The organism is Agromyces sp. NPDC055520 (assembly GCF_053619715.1).
The window spans coordinates 23,435-39,984 of sequence record NZ_JBSHJY010000012.1; the positions used below are offsets into that span (position 1 = coordinate 23,435).

Annotated in this window: 15 protein-coding genes; 4 read left to right on the forward strand and 11 right to left on the reverse strand. The window is 70.2% G+C overall.

Annotation, left to right across the window (positions count from 1 at the left end; genetic code table 11):
* Positions 1 to 17 precede the first annotated feature (17 nt).
* From ACWGST_RS07440 to ACWGST_RS07455, 4 genes are all read right to left on the reverse strand, one after another.
* On the reverse strand, positions 18 to 1,472 hold the full coding sequence (locus ACWGST_RS07440; protein WP_452046028.1) for a dihydrolipoamide acetyltransferase family protein: 1,455 nt from the start codon (positions 1,470 to 1,472) through the stop codon (positions 18 to 20).
* 142 nt (positions 1,473 to 1,614) lie between these two features.
* Positions 1,615 to 2,646 (reverse strand): alpha-ketoacid dehydrogenase subunit beta, encoded by a 1,032-nt coding sequence (locus ACWGST_RS07445; RefSeq protein WP_452046076.1) that lies wholly within the window; start codon positions 2,644 to 2,646, stop codon positions 1,615 to 1,617.
* Between the two features lie 44 nt (positions 2,647 to 2,690).
* Positions 2,691 to 3,833, reverse strand: coding sequence for a thiamine pyrophosphate-dependent dehydrogenase E1 component subunit alpha (locus ACWGST_RS07450; RefSeq protein WP_452046029.1), 1,143 nt, complete (start codon positions 3,831 to 3,833; stop codon positions 2,691 to 2,693).
* Positions 3,834 to 3,849: 16 nt separating this feature from the next.
* Positions 3,850 to 4,977, reverse strand: coding sequence for a histidinol-phosphate transaminase (locus ACWGST_RS07455; protein WP_452046030.1), 1,128 nt, complete (start codon positions 4,975 to 4,977; stop codon positions 3,850 to 3,852).
* Between the two features lie 55 nt (positions 4,978 to 5,032).
* Between ACWGST_RS07455 and ACWGST_RS07460 the strand changes: the two genes are divergently transcribed.
* Positions 5,033 to 5,419, forward strand: a complete 387-nt coding sequence (locus tag ACWGST_RS07460) for a phage holin family protein (protein ID WP_452046031.1) — start codon at positions 5,033 to 5,035, stop codon at positions 5,417 to 5,419.
* On the opposite strand, the gene ACWGST_RS07465 is transcribed toward ACWGST_RS07460, so the two are convergent.
* Both ACWGST_RS07465 and ACWGST_RS07470 read right to left on the reverse strand, forming a co-directional pair.
* Positions 5,382 to 6,866: a hypothetical protein gene (locus ACWGST_RS07465; RefSeq protein WP_452046032.1), complete on the reverse strand. Its 1,485-nt coding sequence runs from the start codon at positions 6,864 to 6,866 to the stop codon at positions 5,382 to 5,384. The genes ACWGST_RS07460 and ACWGST_RS07465 overlap by 38 nt on opposite strands.
* A complete protein-coding gene (locus tag ACWGST_RS07470; RefSeq protein ID WP_452046033.1) occupies positions 6,851 to 7,225 on the reverse strand; it encodes a hypothetical protein in 375 nt (124 codons plus the stop codon). Before ACWGST_RS07470 ends, ACWGST_RS07465 begins: the two co-directional genes overlap by 16 nt.
* A 187-nt stretch (positions 7,226 to 7,412) precedes the next feature.
* On the opposite strand from ACWGST_RS07470, the gene ACWGST_RS07475 reads away from it, so the two are divergent.
* Both ACWGST_RS07475 and purB read left to right on the forward strand, forming a co-directional pair.
* Complete coding sequence (locus ACWGST_RS07475; RefSeq protein WP_452046034.1) at positions 7,413 to 7,937, forward strand: low molecular weight protein-tyrosine-phosphatase; 525 nt, start codon at positions 7,413 to 7,415, stop codon at positions 7,935 to 7,937.
* On the forward strand, positions 7,934 to 9,316 hold the full coding sequence (purB, locus tag ACWGST_RS07480) for an adenylosuccinate lyase (protein ID WP_452046035.1): 1,383 nt from the start codon (positions 7,934 to 7,936) through the stop codon (positions 9,314 to 9,316). Before ACWGST_RS07475 ends, purB begins: the two co-directional genes overlap by 4 nt.
* A gap of 167 nt (positions 9,317 to 9,483) precedes the next feature.
* On the opposite strand, the gene ACWGST_RS07485 is transcribed toward purB, so the two are convergent.
* The 4 genes from ACWGST_RS07485 to ACWGST_RS07500 are packed head-to-tail and all read right to left on the reverse strand — an operon-like array spanning position 9,484 to position 13,434.
* Positions 9,484 to 9,774 carry a hypothetical protein gene (locus ACWGST_RS07485; RefSeq protein WP_452046036.1) on the reverse strand — a complete coding sequence of 97 codons (291 nt, stop codon included), beginning with the start codon at positions 9,772 to 9,774 and terminating at the stop codon, positions 9,484 to 9,486.
* The gene (locus ACWGST_RS07490) at positions 9,771 to 10,358 is read right to left on the reverse strand and encodes a DUF308 domain-containing protein (RefSeq protein ID WP_452046037.1); all 588 of its coding nucleotides are present in this window, start codon (positions 10,356 to 10,358) and stop codon (positions 9,771 to 9,773) included. Before ACWGST_RS07490 ends, ACWGST_RS07485 begins: the two co-directional genes overlap by 4 nt.
* Before the next feature lie 57 nt (positions 10,359 to 10,415).
* Positions 10,416 to 11,837: a Re/Si-specific NAD(P)(+) transhydrogenase subunit beta gene (pntB, locus tag ACWGST_RS07495; RefSeq protein ID WP_452046038.1), complete on the reverse strand. Its 1,422-nt coding sequence runs from the start codon at positions 11,835 to 11,837 to the stop codon at positions 10,416 to 10,418.
* Positions 11,830 to 13,434 (reverse strand): Re/Si-specific NAD(P)(+) transhydrogenase subunit alpha, encoded by a 1,605-nt coding sequence (locus ACWGST_RS07500; protein ID WP_452046039.1) that lies wholly within the window; start codon positions 13,432 to 13,434, stop codon positions 11,830 to 11,832. Before ACWGST_RS07500 ends, pntB begins: the two co-directional genes overlap by 8 nt.
* Before the next feature lie 258 nt (positions 13,435 to 13,692).
* Between ACWGST_RS07500 and ACWGST_RS07505 the strand changes: the two genes are divergently transcribed.
* The gene (locus tag ACWGST_RS07505) at positions 13,693 to 14,409 is read left to right on the forward strand and encodes an IclR family transcriptional regulator (RefSeq protein ID WP_452046040.1); all 717 of its coding nucleotides are present in this window, start codon (positions 13,693 to 13,695) and stop codon (positions 14,407 to 14,409) included.
* Positions 14,410 to 14,513: 104 nt separating this feature from the next.
* Here ACWGST_RS07505 and ACWGST_RS07510 read toward each other — a convergent pair whose 3' ends face one another.
* Positions 14,514 to 16,499 carry an FAD-binding monooxygenase gene (locus tag ACWGST_RS07510; RefSeq protein WP_452046041.1) on the reverse strand — a complete coding sequence of 662 codons (1,986 nt, stop codon included), beginning with the start codon at positions 16,497 to 16,499 and terminating at the stop codon, positions 14,514 to 14,516.
* Positions 16,500 to 16,550: the final 51 nt, after the last annotated feature.

Sequence of the window (16,550 nt, forward strand, 5' to 3'; positions counted from 1 at the left end):
TGGCGCAAGCCCAGCGCCTACTCGAGCAGCAGCGCCGGCTCCTCGATGATCGACGCGACGTCGGCGAGGAAGCGCGAGGCCACGTCGCCGTCGACCACACGGTGGTCGAACGACGCGCCGATCGTCGTGACGTACCGCGGCCGCACCTCGCCGTCGACGACCCACGGCTTCTGCTTGATCGTGCCGAGGGCGACGATCGCGACCTCGCCGGGGTTCAGGATCGGCGTGCCGGTGTCCATGCCGAAGACGCCGATGTTCGTGATCGTGATCGTGCCGCCCTGCATCTCGGCGGGCTGCGTCTTGCCCTCGCGCGCGGTCAGCGTGAGCTGCTCGAGCGCCGTCGCGAGCTCGACCATGGTCATCGCCTGCGCCTCTTTGACGTTCGGCACGATGAGTCCGCGCGGGGTCGCCGCGGCGATGCCGAGGTTCACGTAATTCTTGACGACGATCTCGGAATCGGTCCACTGGGCGTTCACCGTCGGGTTGCGTCGCACCGCCCAGATCATCGCCTTGGCCATGATGAGCAGCGGCGAGATGCGCACGCCCGCGTAGTCGGGTGAGGCCTTCAACCGTTTCAGGTACTCCATCGTGCGGGTCGCGTCGACATCGACGAACACGCTCACATGCGGCGCCTGGAATGCACTCTGCACCATGGCGCTCGCGATCGCCTTGCGCACGCCCTTGACGGGGATGCGCTCTTCGCGACCCGCCGGCAGCTCGGGCGTCTGGATGTTGCGGAAGACGCTCGCCTGGCTCGCCTCGCGGATCACGTCGTCGCGCGTGACGTCGCCGATCGGGCCGGTGGCGGCGACGCGCGACAGGTCGACGCCGAGGTCCTTCGCGAGTTTGCGAATCGGCGGCTTCGCAATGACCGGCACCTGTGCAGGCGGTCGTGACGGGGCTGCGGATGCTGCGGCGCCCGGCGTCGCGGCGGCCGCGGCGGTGTTCGTGGCCGACGGGGCCGGGGGAGCGGCGACTTGCGGGGCGAGGTGCCCATGCGCGCCGTCGCGAGCGGGGTGGCGACGACGACGGGTCGCGGCGGGACCCGAGCTGCCGTGCCCGACGAGCACGGCGCCGCTGCCCTCGGCCGCCTCTGCAGCCGCTGCGACCGGCGCGCGTCCGTAGATGGGCGCCGACTCGGCGACCGGCGCGCCGACGCCGGCGGGCCCCGCGACGTCACTCGCGGTGACCCCGGCCGGCCCGGCGGGCGCGTCGGAGTCGGGCTCCGCGACATCCGTCTGGATCACCAGGATCGGCGTGCCGACGTCGACGGTGCTGCCCTCGTCGACGAGCAGTGCCGAGACGACGCCCTCGAAGGCGCTCGGCAGCTCGACGAGCGATTTCGCCGTCTCGATCTCGACGAAGACCTGGTCGAGGCTGATGCGATCGCCGGGCGCGACGCGCCACTGCACGATCTCGGCCTCGGTCAGACCCTCGCCGACATCGGGGAGTGGGAATCGGATCTCGCTCATATCTGTGCCTTCTTCTCGTCGCCGAGTGTTAACGATCCGCGCAGCGGCTGGCGCCCTACCCACATCACTGGCCGCGCACCGTTAATAACACTCGGCGACGGAGTCGTGGCGAGGACGGGCATGGCGCGGGCGGTCGGCATGGTCAGTACGCCAGGGCACGGTCGACGGCCTCGAGCACCCGGTCGGGGCTCGGCAAGTACTCGGTCTCGACCGCGGCCGGGGGGAACGGTGTGTCGAAGCCCGAGACCCGCAGCACCGGCGCCTCGAGCGAGTAGAACGCCCGCTCGGCGACCGTCGCGGCGATCTCCGATCCGACGGAGACGTTGCCGTACGCCTCTTGCGCGACCACGAGCCGGCCCGTGCGGTGCACCGAGTCGAGCAGTGGCCCGTAGTCGATGGGGGAGAGCGAGCGCAGGTCCACGACCTCGATGCTCGTGCCCTCTTCGGCCGCGACGTCGGCGGCCTGCAGCAGCGTCGCGATCATCGCGCCGTGGCCGACGACGGTGACATCGGTGCCCTCGCGCATGACTCGGCTGGCGTGCAACGGCAAGCCCGAGTGATCGAGGTCGACGGGGCCCTTGGGCCAGTACCGGCTCTTCGGCTCGAAGAAGAGCACGGGGTCGTCCGAGCGGATCGCCTCTTGGATCATCCAGTACGCGTCATGCGGGTTCGACGGGCTCACCACTCGCAGACCCGGGGTGTGCGCGAAGTACGCCTCGGGGCTCTCTTGGTGGTGCTCGATCGAACCGATGTGCCCGCCGTAGGGCACGCGGATCACGACGGGCATCGAGAGACTGCCCGAGTGCCGCAGCGTCTGGCGTGCGAGCTGCGTCGTGATCTGGTTGAACGCCGGGAAGATGAAGCCGTCGAACTGGATCTCGATGACCGGGCGGTACCCGCGCATCGCGAGCCCGATCGCGGTGCCGACGATGCCCGACTCGGCGAGCGGAGTGTCGAGCACGCGCTTCTCGCCGAACTCGGCCGAAAGGCCCTCGGTCACGCGGAAGACGCCGCCGAGCGGCCCGATGTCTTCGCCCATGAGCAGGACCTTCTCGTCGGCGCGCAGCGCCTCGCGAAGGCCGGCGTTGATGGCCTTCGCCATCGAGAGCGTCTGCACGCCGCGCACCGGCGCGTCGCCCGTCGAGGGCGCGTCGCCCGAGGCATCCGTCGTCATCTGGGTCTCCGGTTTCTCGGCACTGTCTGCGACCGTGCGCGCGCTCATGCCGCGCCCCCTGCCGGGTTCTCGAACGAGCTCTCGAAGCCCTGGAGCCACGCGGACTGCTCGACCATGAGCGGGTGCGGTTCGCTGTAGACGTGCTCGAAGATCACCTCGCGCGTCGGCGCCGGCAGTTCGAGGGCGCGTCGCCGCAGGTCGGCGGCGATGTCGTCGGCCTCGGTGTCGACGTCGGCGAAGAACGAAGCGGATGCCCCGCGGCCCTCGAGCCACGTGCGGTACCGCGTGATCGGGTCACGCTGCCGCCAGTACGCCACCTCGTCGTCGGTGCGGTACTTCGTGGGGTCGTCGGCGGTGGTGTGGGCGCCCATGCGATAGGTGAGGGCCTCGATGAGGCTCGGGCCGACGCCGGCGCGCGCCTCTTCGAGCGACTGCCGGGTGACGGCGTAGCTCGCGAGCACGTCGTTGCCGTCGACGCGCACTCCCGGGATTCCGAAGCCACCGCCGCGCAATGCCAAGGGGCTGCGCGACTGCCGGGCGACCGGCACCGAGATCGCCCACTGGTTGTTCTGGATGAAGAAGACCTGCGGTGTCTGGTAGCTCGAGGCGAAGACGAGCGCTTCGTTCGCGTCGCCCTCTGAAGTGGAGCCGTCGCCGTAGTACACGAGCACCGCGGCATCCGTCTCTGGATCGCCCGTCGCGGTCGCGCCGTCGAACTGCAGGCCCATCGCGTACCCCGTGGCGTGCAGGGTCTGCGCGGCGAGCACGAGCGTGTAGAGGTGGAAGTTGCCGTTCTCCTCGGGGTTCCAGCCGCCGAGGGTGGCGCCGCGCAGCAGTGCGAAGACGCAGGCGAGGTCGAGGCCGCGGATCATGCCGACGACGTGCTCGCGGTACGACGGGAACAGATGGTCTTGCGGGCGGGCCGCGTGCGCCGAACCCACCTGCGCCGCCTCCTGCCCGTGACTCGGCACCCATAGTGCGAGCTGGCCCTGCCGCTGCAGGTTGGCACCGGCGATGTCGACGCGGCGCGAGACCGCCATGTCGCGGTAGAAACGCTCGAGTTCGGCGTCGCTCAATGCCTCGACGAGAGGGAGGTACGCCTCGGCTTCGGGGGAGGGGCGGAGTTCGCCCTCAGGGGTCAGGAGCTGGACCGTCGGTGCGGTGAACTCTCTTTCGCGGGCTGCCACCGTTCCACGCTACTCGCTACTCGGGGTGCCCTTCTTGTGAACGCGGCACAAGCTCACCCAAAATCGTGAGGAGGATCTCCACAGATTCTTCTTCGCCGATCGAGATGCGAATGCCCTCGGGCGCGAAGGCGCGCGTCACGAGTCCGGCCTCGAACAGGGCGTCGGCGACGGCCGTCGTCGCCGTGCCGGCGGGCAGCCAGATGAAGTTGCCCTGCGCCTGCGGAATCGGCCAGCCCTGTGCGACGAGCCCCTCGCGCACCCGGTCGCGTCGCTCGGCGATCACCGCGACGCGCTCGAGCAGTTCGGCCTCTGCGGCGGCCTCGAGCGACGCGATCGCCGCGGCCGACGACGCACCCGTGACGCTCAGCGGAATGATCGTGGCGCGCGCTGCATCGAGGATCTCGACCGGTCCGATCGCGTAGCCGACCCGCAGCCCGGCGAGGCCGTAGGCCTTCGAGAAGGTGCGCAGCACCACGAGGTTGGGGTGGCGGCCGAGCAGGGCGCGGCCGTCGACGGGGGAGCCCTCGGCACCGGATGCCTCGTGGTCGACGAATTCGATGTACGCCTCGTCGAGCAGCACGAGAAGATCCGACGGCACCTTCGCCATGAAGTCGTCGAACTCCTCGGCCGTCACGACGACCCCGGTCGGGTTGTTCGGCGAGCAGACGATGACGACGCGCGTGCGGTCGGTGATCGCGGCGGCCATGGCGTCGAGATCGTGACCGTGGTCGGCCCGGTTCGGCACCTGCACGCTCGTCGCGCCCGAGACGGTGACGAGTCCCGGGTAGGCCTCGAACGAGCGCCACGAGTAGACGACCTCGTCGCCGGGCGCGGCTGCGGCCTGGATGAGCGCCGCGAGCAGGGCGACCGAACCGCCGCCGATGAGCACCTCGTCGGCCGTCACCCCGAACCGCTCGGCGAGCCGTTCGCGCAACGCGAGCGCCGTGGCATCGGGATAGCGGTTGAGCTGGAGCGTGGTCGCGGCGACGGCCTCGACGACCGAGGGCAGCGGGTCGAAGGGGTTCTCGTTGCTCGAGAGCTTGAAGCCGTCGGCGGGCGCCGGGCGGCCCTGGCGGTACGGCGGAAGGGCGGCGATCTCGGGGCGCAGGCGTACGCGCGCCCCCGTGGGCTCCGGTGCGGTCACGAATTCCACCGTACCCCTTCGCCCGTCTGGTGCAGGAGTCTGCCAAGGTGGAGGCATGCGGTTCATCGTCAAGGTCATCGTCATCGCACTCGCCCTCTGGCTGACCACGCTCATCGTCTCGGGCGTCAACGTCGTGCCCTACGAAGACACCGAGCTCGCGACCGTGCTCACCTACCTGCTCGTCGCGCTGATCTTCGGGCTCGTGAACGCGATCATCGGCACCTTCATCAGGATCGTCGCCTTTCCGCTCTACGTGCTGACCCTCGGCCTCATCTCGTTCATCGTCAACGGCCTGCTGCTGTTGCTCGTCGACTGGATCAGCGACCTCATGGGCTTCGGCCTCGTGATCGAGAGCTTCTGGTGGGGCGTGCTCGGCGCGCTCGTGCTCGGACTCATCAGCTGGCTCATCGGCCTCGTGCTGCGCCCGTCGTCGAAGGTCTGACGTCGCGGGTCGCCACCCACTCGCTCATCTCGCCCGTGGCGCCCGTGCTGCCGCCGGTGAATTCGGCGACCGTCTCGCGGAACTCGACGAGCCGCTGCTCCTCCGAGGCGTCGATGAGCGCTGCCGTCTCCTGGTAGCGCACGAGCAGGTGGGCGGGCAGCACGTCGTCGTACTCGCCACCCGCTTCGAGCACGCTTCGAGAGACGGTGAGGCGATCGGGTGATGGATGTCCCCACCCGCCGGTCGCCGGCACCAGATCCTCCTCGTGCTCGACCGAGAGCAGCGGCACGCCCTCACGCAGCTCGGCCGAGGCGACGGGTCCGCCGAGGTTGACCGCCGCGACCACGTTGAGCTCGGGGTCGCCCGCGAGGGTCGCCGCGACGATGCCGCCGCCCGAGTGCCCGATCGGGATGAGCGGGTCCCCGGGCTGCATGCCCGCCTCGGCGAGCGCCTGGCGCACGGCGCGTTCGACCGCAGCGGAGTCGGCGCCCGCCACTCGCTGCTCGTCGATCGGCGAGTCGTCGGCGATGCCGTACAGGTTGCTCGTCATGTCGTTCGTCTGGGCGCCCGCGGTCATGGTGAAGTCGACCGTGCCGCCGATGTAGACGACCCATCTCGGGTCGGACTCGGTGCCGTAGCGCTCGACGCGCACTTGCGCGGCGTCGTCGGATTGCGGGATGCGATCGGCGAGGTCGGCGATGCCGGTCGGGGCGGCGACCTCGGTCGGGCGGTCGGCCGTGCGCTTCACGTGCACCGGGCCGTCGACGAGCACGCGGCTGCCGGTGACGGCGCCGAGCCGGCCGGTCGCACCGAGCAGCATCGACGCAAGCGCGGGCGCGTGGATGCCCGCCCCGATGGCGAGGCTGATCGCGGGGTCGCCGGGCAAGTGCAGCGCACCCAGGAGACTCTCGTCGATGGAGTCGGCCGCTGAGCGCACCGCGCGGACGAAGGCCGGATCCGACAGGAGCTGCCGGATGCCCGCGACCCAGTCTTCGAGCGGGCTGCGCCAACCCAGCGCGTGAGCGCCAGACCATGCGGCTCCGATCGTGATCGCCCCGAGGATCCACCACGGCCAGGTGGCCCCGACCACCCACGCGAGCTGCGTACCGCCGAGGCGCCAGAGCGCGTCGACGGTGCGTTCGGCGAGGCCGTACCGTTCGGCGCTCGCCATCAGCGAGTCGCGCAGTGATGTCGCGTCGCCCTCGGCGAACCTCAGGCATTGTCGCGCGAGAGCGATCCCCCAGTTGGGCGAGCTCTGATCTGCGTGCGGCGATGCCGTCGGCTCGGCGAGATCGAGCTGGTGCACGCCGACTTCGATGACGCGAAGGCGGTCGCGCCAGTCGGCCAGGGTCGCCTCGGTTCCTCCCAGCCGGGCTGCGTCGGCGAACAACTCGTCGGTCGCGACCGCCGTCGTGCCGCCGCCGCTGACGATCAGTGCGTCGCCCACGAGGCATCCGTTCGCTGCACCGACCGCACTGTCGACGTCGGCAGGCCGAGTGCCGCCTGCTGTATCGCGAACTGTTCCTCCATGCGTCGAATGCGGTCGATGAGCGCCCGCTCCGCATCGGCGAGTTGGTCACGCGTGCCGATCACGAGCGTGCGCAGCCGGTCGAGGGCCTGCGCGTAGCCGTCGGCCGCGGCCGAACGCCAGGCGCCCGTCGACGGCGGCACGAGTCGATGAGCGGACTCCTGCACGTCGGCGTTGAGTGACTGCAGCATGCGCAGGCACGCGCGAGCGTCTTCGATGCGTGCTTCGGTGACCGGGCTGCCCTTGACGGCGAGCGGGTACGGATCGGAATCGAGCATGCGACGAGTCTGGCCACTCGGGCTCGGCGCACTTCGGCGTCGGAGCCGATCGGTGTTCAACACGAACTCACCCGCACCTGTGGAGGAGAAGTGCCGTCAGTCGCCCTCACTGCGCGCTCGACCGCCAAGCGTGTCTCCCCTCGAATCGGGGCTGTGGGATCGCCCGCGGTCGGCCACAATGGAACCCATGACGCGAGCGGATTCCGCGGGGGACGCGCCGCCGTTCCGTGTGTCCTTCGTGTGCACCGGCAACATCTGCCGCTCTCCGATGGCCGAGGTCGTGTTGCGTGCACACGCAGAGCGGGCGGGGCTGAGCGACCGGCTGGCGATCGAGTCGGCCGCGACCGGCGACTGGCACGTCGGCGAGCCCGCCGACCAGCGCACGATCGACGCCCTCGACCGCGCCGGATACGACGGGCGCCACCATCGGGCTCGTCAGTTCGAGGCATCCGATTTTCCGCGACTCGACCTCGTCATCGCCTTCGACCGCGGTCAGGCCCGCATTCTGCGCAACTGGGCGCCGGCGACGATCGAAGAGGAGAAGGTGCGGATGCTGCTCGAATTCGGGCCCGACGCGGGCGAACTCTCCGACGTGCCCGACCCCTACTACTCCGACGCGGCGATGTTCGATCGAGTCCTTGAGATGATTGAACGGTCGACGTCGGCGCTCTTCCGGCAACTCGCACCAGCACTCAGACAAGGAATCCGATGACTTCGCTGCCTCCCCAGCCGCTCAGCCCCCTCGACGGTCGCTACCGCTCGGCGGTCGGAGAGCTCGGCGAGCACCTCTCAGAGGCCGGCCTCAACCGGGCGCGCGTGCACGTCGAGGTCGAGTGGCTGATCGCCCAGACCGATCGCGGATTCTTCGGCACCTCCCCGCTGACCGACCACCAGAAGGCGAGCCTGCGCCAGGTCGTGACCGACTTCGGCCAGCCCGACATCGACGAGCTCGCGGGCCTCGAGGCCACGACCCGGCACGACGTCAAGGCCGTCGAGTACTACGTGCGCCGCCGCCTCAGCGACCTGGGCCTCGACGCCATCGCCGAACTCACGCACTTCGCCTGCACGAGCGAAGACATCAACAACCTCTCCTACGCCATCACCGTGCGCGACGCGGTGCAGGGCGTCTGGCTCCCGAAGTACCGCGCCGTGATCGAGACGATCGAGACCCTCGCTCGCGAGCACCGGGATGCCTCGATGCTCTCGCGCACGCACGGCCAGCCGGCGACGCCGTCGACCATGGGCAAGGAACTCGCGGTCTTCGCGTACCGCCTGCGCCGCATCGAGCGCCAGATCGAGGCGACCGAATACCTCGGAAAGTTCTCGGGCGCGACCGGCACGTTCTCGGCGCACGTCGTGGCTGCCCCGGATGTCTCGTGGCCGTCGGTTTCGCGCGAATTCGTCGAGTCGCTCGGGCTCACGTGGAACCCGCTCACCACCCAGATCGAGTCGCACGACTGGCAGGCCGAACTCTACGCGCGGATCTCGCACGCGAACCGCGTGCTGCACAACCTCGCGACCGACATCTGGACCTACATCTCGCTCGGTGTCTTCCGCCAGATCCCCGCGCCCGGCGCGACGGGCTCGTCGACGATGCCGCACAAGGTCAACCCGATCCGCTTCGAGAACGCCGAGGCGAACCTCGAGCTCTCGAGCGCATTGCTCGACTCGCTCGCCGCGACCCTCGTGACCTCGCGCATGCAGCGCGACCTCACCGACTCGAGCGCGCAGCGCAACATCGGCGTCGGCTTCGGGCACTCGATGCTCGCCCTCGACAACATCCAGCGCGGACTCGGCGAGATCGACCTCGACCTCGCGGTGCTCGCCGCCGACCTCGACGGCAACTGGGAGGTGCTCGGCGAGGCGATCCAGACGGTGATCCGCGCGGAGGTCGTCGCCGGCCGCTCGACGATCGCCGACCCCTACGCCATGCTGAAGGAGCTCACCCGCGGCAAGCGCGTCGGCGCCGCCGAGCTCGCCGAGTTCGTGAACGGGCTCGAGATCGGGGATGCCGCGAAGCAGCGCCTGCTCGCGCTCACGCCGGGCTCGTACACGGGCATCGCCTCGGAGCTCGTCGACCGCCTCGGCTGACGCTCACTCGTCCCGCGCCCGCGCCCCGCGCCCCGCGCCGGGGTTGTGCCGAGTTGCACGATGATTTGCGCGGCACGCCGGTGCGCACCGGCGTGCCGCGGGGATCGTCGTGCAACTCGCGAATCGCGCGAGCGGCGAGCGGCGAGCGGCGAGCGGCGAATCGGCCCCTAGCGCGCGGGCCCGTCCGACGGCGGGGCATCCGTTGCCGGCGGGTCGTCGCCCGCGATCTCGGCCGACTCCTCGGCGTTGGGCTTGATCGCCATCTGCAGCAGCGCGAGCGTCACGAGCACGACGATGAACACGCCGCCCGCGCCGATGAGCGAGAGGGTCCAGTCGCGCGTCGCCATGAGCGCGATCGCACCGACGAAGATGGCGGCGATCGCCGCGCCGCCCACGTACTCGGCGGGGCGAAGCAGGTCGCGCCGGCTCGGCTTGTACTCGCCGGGGGTGTTGGTCACGAGGTCTGCTCCGTTCGGGGTGCGTCGGGCGCGACATCCGCTGAGCCGGCGGCCCACTTCAGCGAGAACCCGCCGATGAGCAGGTAGACGCCGAGGATGACGAGATAGCCGCCGAGCAGGCCGACCGCGGTGACGGCATCGAGCGGAATGGCGAGGAAGACGAGCGCGAGGATCGCGGTGAACGCGCCCGCGGCGATCCAGTCGCGTGCTGCCGCCGAGCGGCCACGGGCGCGCAGGCCGGCGAAAAGCTCGAGGATGCCGGTGATGGCCGCCCACACGCTCACGAGGTAGAGCAGGAACGGCAGGCCGCCAGGCACGGTCAGCGCGAGCAGGCCGGCGGCGACGGTCACCACGGCCGCGATCACGAAGAACGAGCGGATGCCGCGCTCCGATGTGAATCGCAGGGTCAACGCCCCCGTGACGAGGCCCGACACCACGGCCCAGAGACCGAAGACGAGCAGGCCGAACTCGGGGGAGTGGTTCGGCGAGAACGTGATCGCGGCAGCGGGCACGAGTGCCAGGATGCCGCGGACGACCGGGACGACCCAATAGCGGGCGCCTTCGGGAGCGGCTGCGATGGCCACTTGACCTCTTTCACATCGGTTGGGGTACCGATCCATCCTACGCGGCGGCCAGAGGCGTCACAGCGCCCGCAAGATGTCCTCCACCCTCGCCTTCGCGTCGCCGAAGAGCATCTGCGCGTTGTCGCGGTGGAAGAGCGGGTTCGCCACCCCGGCGTAGCCGGCCGACATCGAGCGCTTGAAGACGATGACGTTGCCCGCCTCCCACACCCTCAGTACGGGCATGCCGGCGATGGGGCTGCCTGGGTCTTCGGCGGCCGACGGGTTGACCGTGTCGTTCGCCCCGATCACGAGCACGACCGACGTCGAGGCGAAGTCGTCGTTGATCTCGTCCATCTCTTCGACGATGTCGTAGGGCACCTTCGCCTCGGCGAGCAGCACGTTCATGTGCCCGGGCAACCGGCCGGCGACGGGGTGGATGCCGAAACGCACCTCGACACCGCGCTCGCGCAACCGGCTCGTCAGTTCGGCCACGGGGTACTGCGCCTGCGCCACGGCCATGCCGTAGCCCGGGGTGATGATCACCGACGTGGCATCGCGCAGCAGCTCCGCGGCATCCTCTGCGCCGATCTCGCGAACCTCGCCCACCTCGTCGCCGTCACCCGACGATGTGGGCGCGGCGATGCCGAAGCCGCCTGCGATGACCGAGATGAACGAGCGGTTCATGGCCTTGCACATGATGTACGACAGGTAGGCACCCGAGGAGCCGACGAGCGCACCGGTCACGATGAGCAGGTCGTTGTTCAGCAGGAAGCCCGCCGCGGCCGCCGCCCAGCCCGAGTAGCTGTTCAGCATCGAGATGACGACCGGCATGTCGCCGCCGCCGATGGAGGCGACGAGGTGCCAGCCGAGCGCGAGGGCGAGCGCGGTGACGACCACGAGCAGCCACAGCTCGGGCGTGATGACGTACCAGACGGTCAGCACGACGAAGGCGACGAGGGCCCCGAGGTTCAGCACGTTCTTGCCGGGCAGCATGAGCGGCGCCGACGACATGCGCGCCGAGAGCTTCAGGAACGCGACGATCGAGCCCGTGAACGTCACGCCGCCGATGAAGACGCCGATGAAGACCTCTGCGTGGTGGATGTCGAGGAGGGCTCCGCTCATGCCGCTGACCTCGAGGGCGCCGTTCCAGCCGACGAGCACGGCGGCGAGGCCGACGAAGCTGTGCAGCAACGCGATGAGCTCGGGCATGCCCGTCATCGCGACGACACGGGCACGCCAGAGGCCGATGGCACCGCCGATCAGCACGGCGACGACGAGCAGGATGAGCGCGGTCGTCGTCTGCGGCTCGCCCCAGGCGCCCGCGAACGTCGCGTACACGGTGGCGACGAGCGCGATCGTCATGCCGGCGATGCCGTAGCCGACACCGGCTTTGGCGGTGTCGTGTCGGCTGAGCCCAGCGAGGCTCATGATGAAGAGCAGCGCCGCGACGATGTAGGCGGCTCCGGCGATCGACGCCGGGGTCAGCAGGGCCTCAGCCACGGTCGGCTCCAGTCTTGGCGTTGTCGGCGGCTCCGCGGGCGGGCGCTCCGGCGGAGAACATCGCGAGCATACGTCGGGTCACGGCGAAACCGCCGAAGATGTTGATGCTGGCCAGCAGCACGGCGACGGTCGCGATGATCTGCACGACGAGCACGTCGCTCGTGATCTGCACCAGGGCGCCGACGATGATGATGCCCGAGATCGCGTTCGTCACGCTCATGAGCGGCGTGTGCAGCGCGTGGGCCACCTTGCCGATCACGTAGAAGCCGACGACGACCGCGAGCACGAGCACTGTGAAGTGCTGCGGCAACGGCGGAGGCGCGATCGCGTTCACGCCGAAGAGCAACGCGATGCCGATCGCGATGAGCACGACCCGCTTCACGGGCGACATGGGCCGCTTCGGTTCCGGTGCGGCTGCGGCATCCTTCGCGCCGATAGCCTGCGAAGCGGATGCCGCGGCTCCCGCTGCCGCCGAAACCTGCACCGGGGGCGGCGGCCAGGTGACGGCGCCGTCTCTCGCGACGGTGACCGACCGCTGCACGACGTCGTCGAAGTCGAGCACGAGCTCGCCGTCTTTCGCGGGTGTGAGGAGCTTCACGAGGTTCACGACGTTCGTGCCGTAGAGCTGCGAGGCCTGCGTGGGCAGGCGCGAGGCGAGGTCGGTGTAGCCGAGGATCACGACGCCGTTCGGCGTGACGATGCGCTCGCCCGCGACGGAGCCCTCGACGTTGCCGCCCATGCCCGCCGCCATGTCGACGATGACGCTGCCCGACTTCATGCTCGCGACATCGGCCGCGGTGATGAGTCGGGGCGCTGCACGACCCGGGATGAGCGCCGTCGTGATGATGATGTCGACGTCGGCCGCCTGCTCGGAGTAGATCTCGGCGGCGCGCCGATCGTAGTCTTCGCTCGTCGCCTTGGCGTAGCCGTCGGTCGACTGCTCGACCTCGACCTCGACCTTCAGGTACTCGCCGCCGATCGACTTGACCTGGTCGGCGACCTCGGGCCGCGGGTCGGTGGCCCGCACGATCGCGCCGAGGCTCGACGCCGCGCCGATCGCGGCGAGGCCGGCGACCCCGGCACCCGCGACGAGCACCTTGGCGGGCGGCACCTTGCCGGCCGCGGTGACCTGGCCCGTGAAGAACCGGCCGAACTCGTGCGCCGCCTCGACGACGGCACGATACCCGGCGATGTTCGCCATCGAGCTGAGCACATCCATCGACTGGGCGCGCGAAATACGCGGCACGGCGTCCATCGCGAGCGCCGTGACGCCACGCGCGGCGAGCGCCTCGAGCAGCTCGGGCTTGAACGCGGGGGCGAGCAGCGCGATGAGCGTCGCGCCGGGGGCGAGCAGCGCGATCTCGGCCTCGGTCGGTGCGTTGACCTTCAGCACGAGATCGCTCGCGAAGGCGGCGACGCCGTCGACGACTTCGGCTCCCGCCGCGACGTACGCGTCGTCGGGGAAGGCCGACCGCGCTCCAGCGCCGGCCTCGACGACGACCACGTAGCCGAGGGCGATCAACTGCTTCGCGGTCGCCGGGGTGGCGGCGACTCTCGTCTCGGGATGCTGCTCGGTGACGACCCCGATGCGCGTCATACGGTGCTCCTCTTGCGTCTCTTCTTCGAAAGCGCTCGGCTTCTTCATCGAAGCGGCCGCCCTGTGGCGACACGTCCGCCCAGCGTAGAGCGCCCGCACGACATCGCGGAGCAATTCCGCCGGAATAAAAGGCGAAGGATCGCCCGATCTTCCGCCTGGCGAAAACTTGTCGGTGCAGTGAGCCCGTCGACCCGTGGTCGATCGGCGCCGGTCGCGCCCCCGCTCGATGATCGAGCACGGCGTTCTAGTATCGGACGCATGACACCAGACACCCGCGCGGCCCAGGCCGGCTCGCAGACCCTGAGCCGCGGCATCCGGATTCTGGAGATCCTCGCCGACGCCGACCGCAGCCTCTCGATCGACGAGGTCGCCGCCGCGCTCGGCGTGCACCGCTCGGTCGCCTACCGGCTCGTGCGCACGCTCGAGCACCACGGCCTCGTCACGCGCGACGCGGCCGGGCGGCTCATGCTCGGCACCGGGCTCGCGGCCCTCGCCTCGGGTGTCGCACGCGACTTGCAGCATCTCGCGCTGCCCGAGCTCAACGCGGTCGCCGACGAGCTCGGCATGACGTGCCTGCTCGCCGTGCTCGCCGATGCCGACGAGGCGGTGACGCTCGTGAGCGCTTCGCCGCGGCAGTCGGTCGCGGTGGTGTCGTACCGACCGGGGCACCGGCATCCGATCACGCGCGGCGGCCCGGGCAAGGCGATCCTGCTGAGCCTGCCCGAGAGCGCCTGGCCGGCCGAGGTGCCCGAGGGGCTTCGCGCCGAGATCGCCGAGAGCCGTCGCCGCGGATACGCGCTGAGCCACGACGAGGTCGTGCCGTCGCTCGGCTCGGTCGCGGTGCCGCTCGTGCTGCCGGGGCAGCCGCCGGCGTCGATCGCGGTGATCCACGTGTCGTTCGCGCGGCCCGAGGCCGAGATCGCCGAACGCCTGCAAGCCGCCGCCGAGGCGGTGACGCGGGCGTACGGCGGGTGAGCCGGTCTCGGTGGTCGAGTAGCGAGCGAAGCGAGCGTATCGAGACCGGGTGCCAGGTCTCGATACGGCGCTGGCGCGCCTACTCGACCACCGGGGAGGCGCGCCTACTCGACCACCGGGCCGCGCGGCAGCATGACGCCGGTGAAGAACGCGGCGAGCTCGGCACGGGCGCCGAGCGGCAGCACGTGCGCGACGTACTGGTCGGGCCGCACCACGACGACGACCCCGCCGCGGTCGAGCCCGCGCGCCTCGAAGACGTCGTCGCGCGGGTCGGTCGCGTAGACCTTCTCGTAGTCGGTCAGCCCGAGCGGCCCGCTCTTCGGCAGGAACACCGGTGGCACTTCGCCGAGCCCGACCTCGAGGTGCGGCTGCTGATAGACGACCTTCACATCGAACACGCTGTCGAGGTCGGCGCCCGTCGACGTGAACGCACGAATCGGTGAGTCGGATGCCTCGTGCATCCAGTTCGCCCAGTCGGCCAGCGCCGTTCCGTGCAGGGCGGGCGCCGCGGCATCCGCGAATGCATAGATGCGCCACCGGCCGTCGGCCCGGTGGTGGTGGCCGAGGTGCACCGGATTGCCGTCGCAGACCCGTTCGACCGGCGCCGACCTGAAGCGCTTGCCGATCGGATACCCGGTCGCGAGCGCCTGGTGCTCGGCCGAACCGATGATGAGCGAGGGCTCGTACTGCGTCATGAAGCCTGCGGGGAACTCGAAGGTGCGCAGGTAGAACTCCTCGAGCTCGGCCGGGTCGCCGAGGTCTTCGGGCTTGGTCGCCATGAGCGTCGACCACTCGCGGTCGAAGTCGATGAGGTTCTTCGCGACGACGTGGCGCTCGGCGTGATACGTCTCGAGCAGGGCGGAATGGGCGCGGCCGTCGAGCACGTGACCGAGCTTCCAGCCGATGTTCCAGCCGTCTTGCATCGAGACGTTCATGCCCTGGCCGGCCTTGGCGCTGTGGGTGTGGCAGGCGTCGCCCGTGATGAAGACGCGCGGCGAACGGGTGCCCTGCTCGTCGAGGGGCACGTCGTCGAAGCGGTCGGTCACGCGGTGGCCGACCTCGTAGACCGAGTGCCACGGAACGTCCCGCACGTCGAGCGTGTAGGGGTGCAGGATGTCGTTGGCCTTCGCGATGATCTGGTCGAGCGTGGTCTGGCGCACCGCGCCGTGGTCGTTTTCGGGCACCTCGCCGAGGTCGACGTACATGCGGAAGAGGTGCCCGCCCTCGCGCGGGATGAGCAGGATGTTGCCTGCCTCGGACTGGATCGAGCACTTCGTGCGGATGTCGGGGAAGTCGGTGACGGCGAGCGTGTCCATGACGCCCCAAGCGTGCTGCGACTGGCCGCCGATGTGCTGGGCCCCGATGGACTCGCGCACCTTGCTGCGTGCGCCGTCAGCGCCCACGACGTACTTGGCGCGCACCGTGCGGCGCTCGCCCGTGAGCCGGCCGCCGAGCGGCACGGCGTGCGAGGCGTCGCCCGCGCCGACCCCGACGCCCGTGACGCGCTCGAGCGTGACGGTCACGGGGTACTCGGTCTCGCCCGGGGCGCCGGGTTCGCCGGGAACGTCGGGCTGGGCCACCTCGAGCCCGACGAACTCCCACCCGTAGTCGGGCGTGATGCGCGCGGGGGAGTTGTGCGCGAACTCGGCGAAGTAGTCGAGCACGCGTGCCTGGTTCACGATGAGGTGCGGGAATTCGCTGACGTGCGCCGGGTCGTCGGGCGTGACCGAGGCGCGGTGGATGTTCCGGGGGTTGCCGGGTTCTGGCTTCCAGAACGCCATCTCGGTGATGCGATACGCCTCGGCGATGATGCGCTCCGCGAAGCCGAAGGCCTGGAAGGTCTCGACGCTGCGCGCCTGGATGCCGTCGGCCTGCCCGATCGCAAGACGCCCGGGGCGGCGCTCGACGAGGCGCGTGACGACACCGGGGAACTGCGCGAGCTGCGCGGCCGCGACCATGCCGGCCGGGCCGGAGCCCACGATGAGCACGTCGACCTCGTCGGGCAGTTCGTCGGGACGATCGAGGCCGACGCCGGCGGCGGGCTGCACGCGAGGGTCACCTGACACATAGCCGTAGTGGTGGAACTGCACAGCTTCTCCTCACTGCTCTGTGGGCACGCCCTCGTGGGGCTGAGCCCGCAC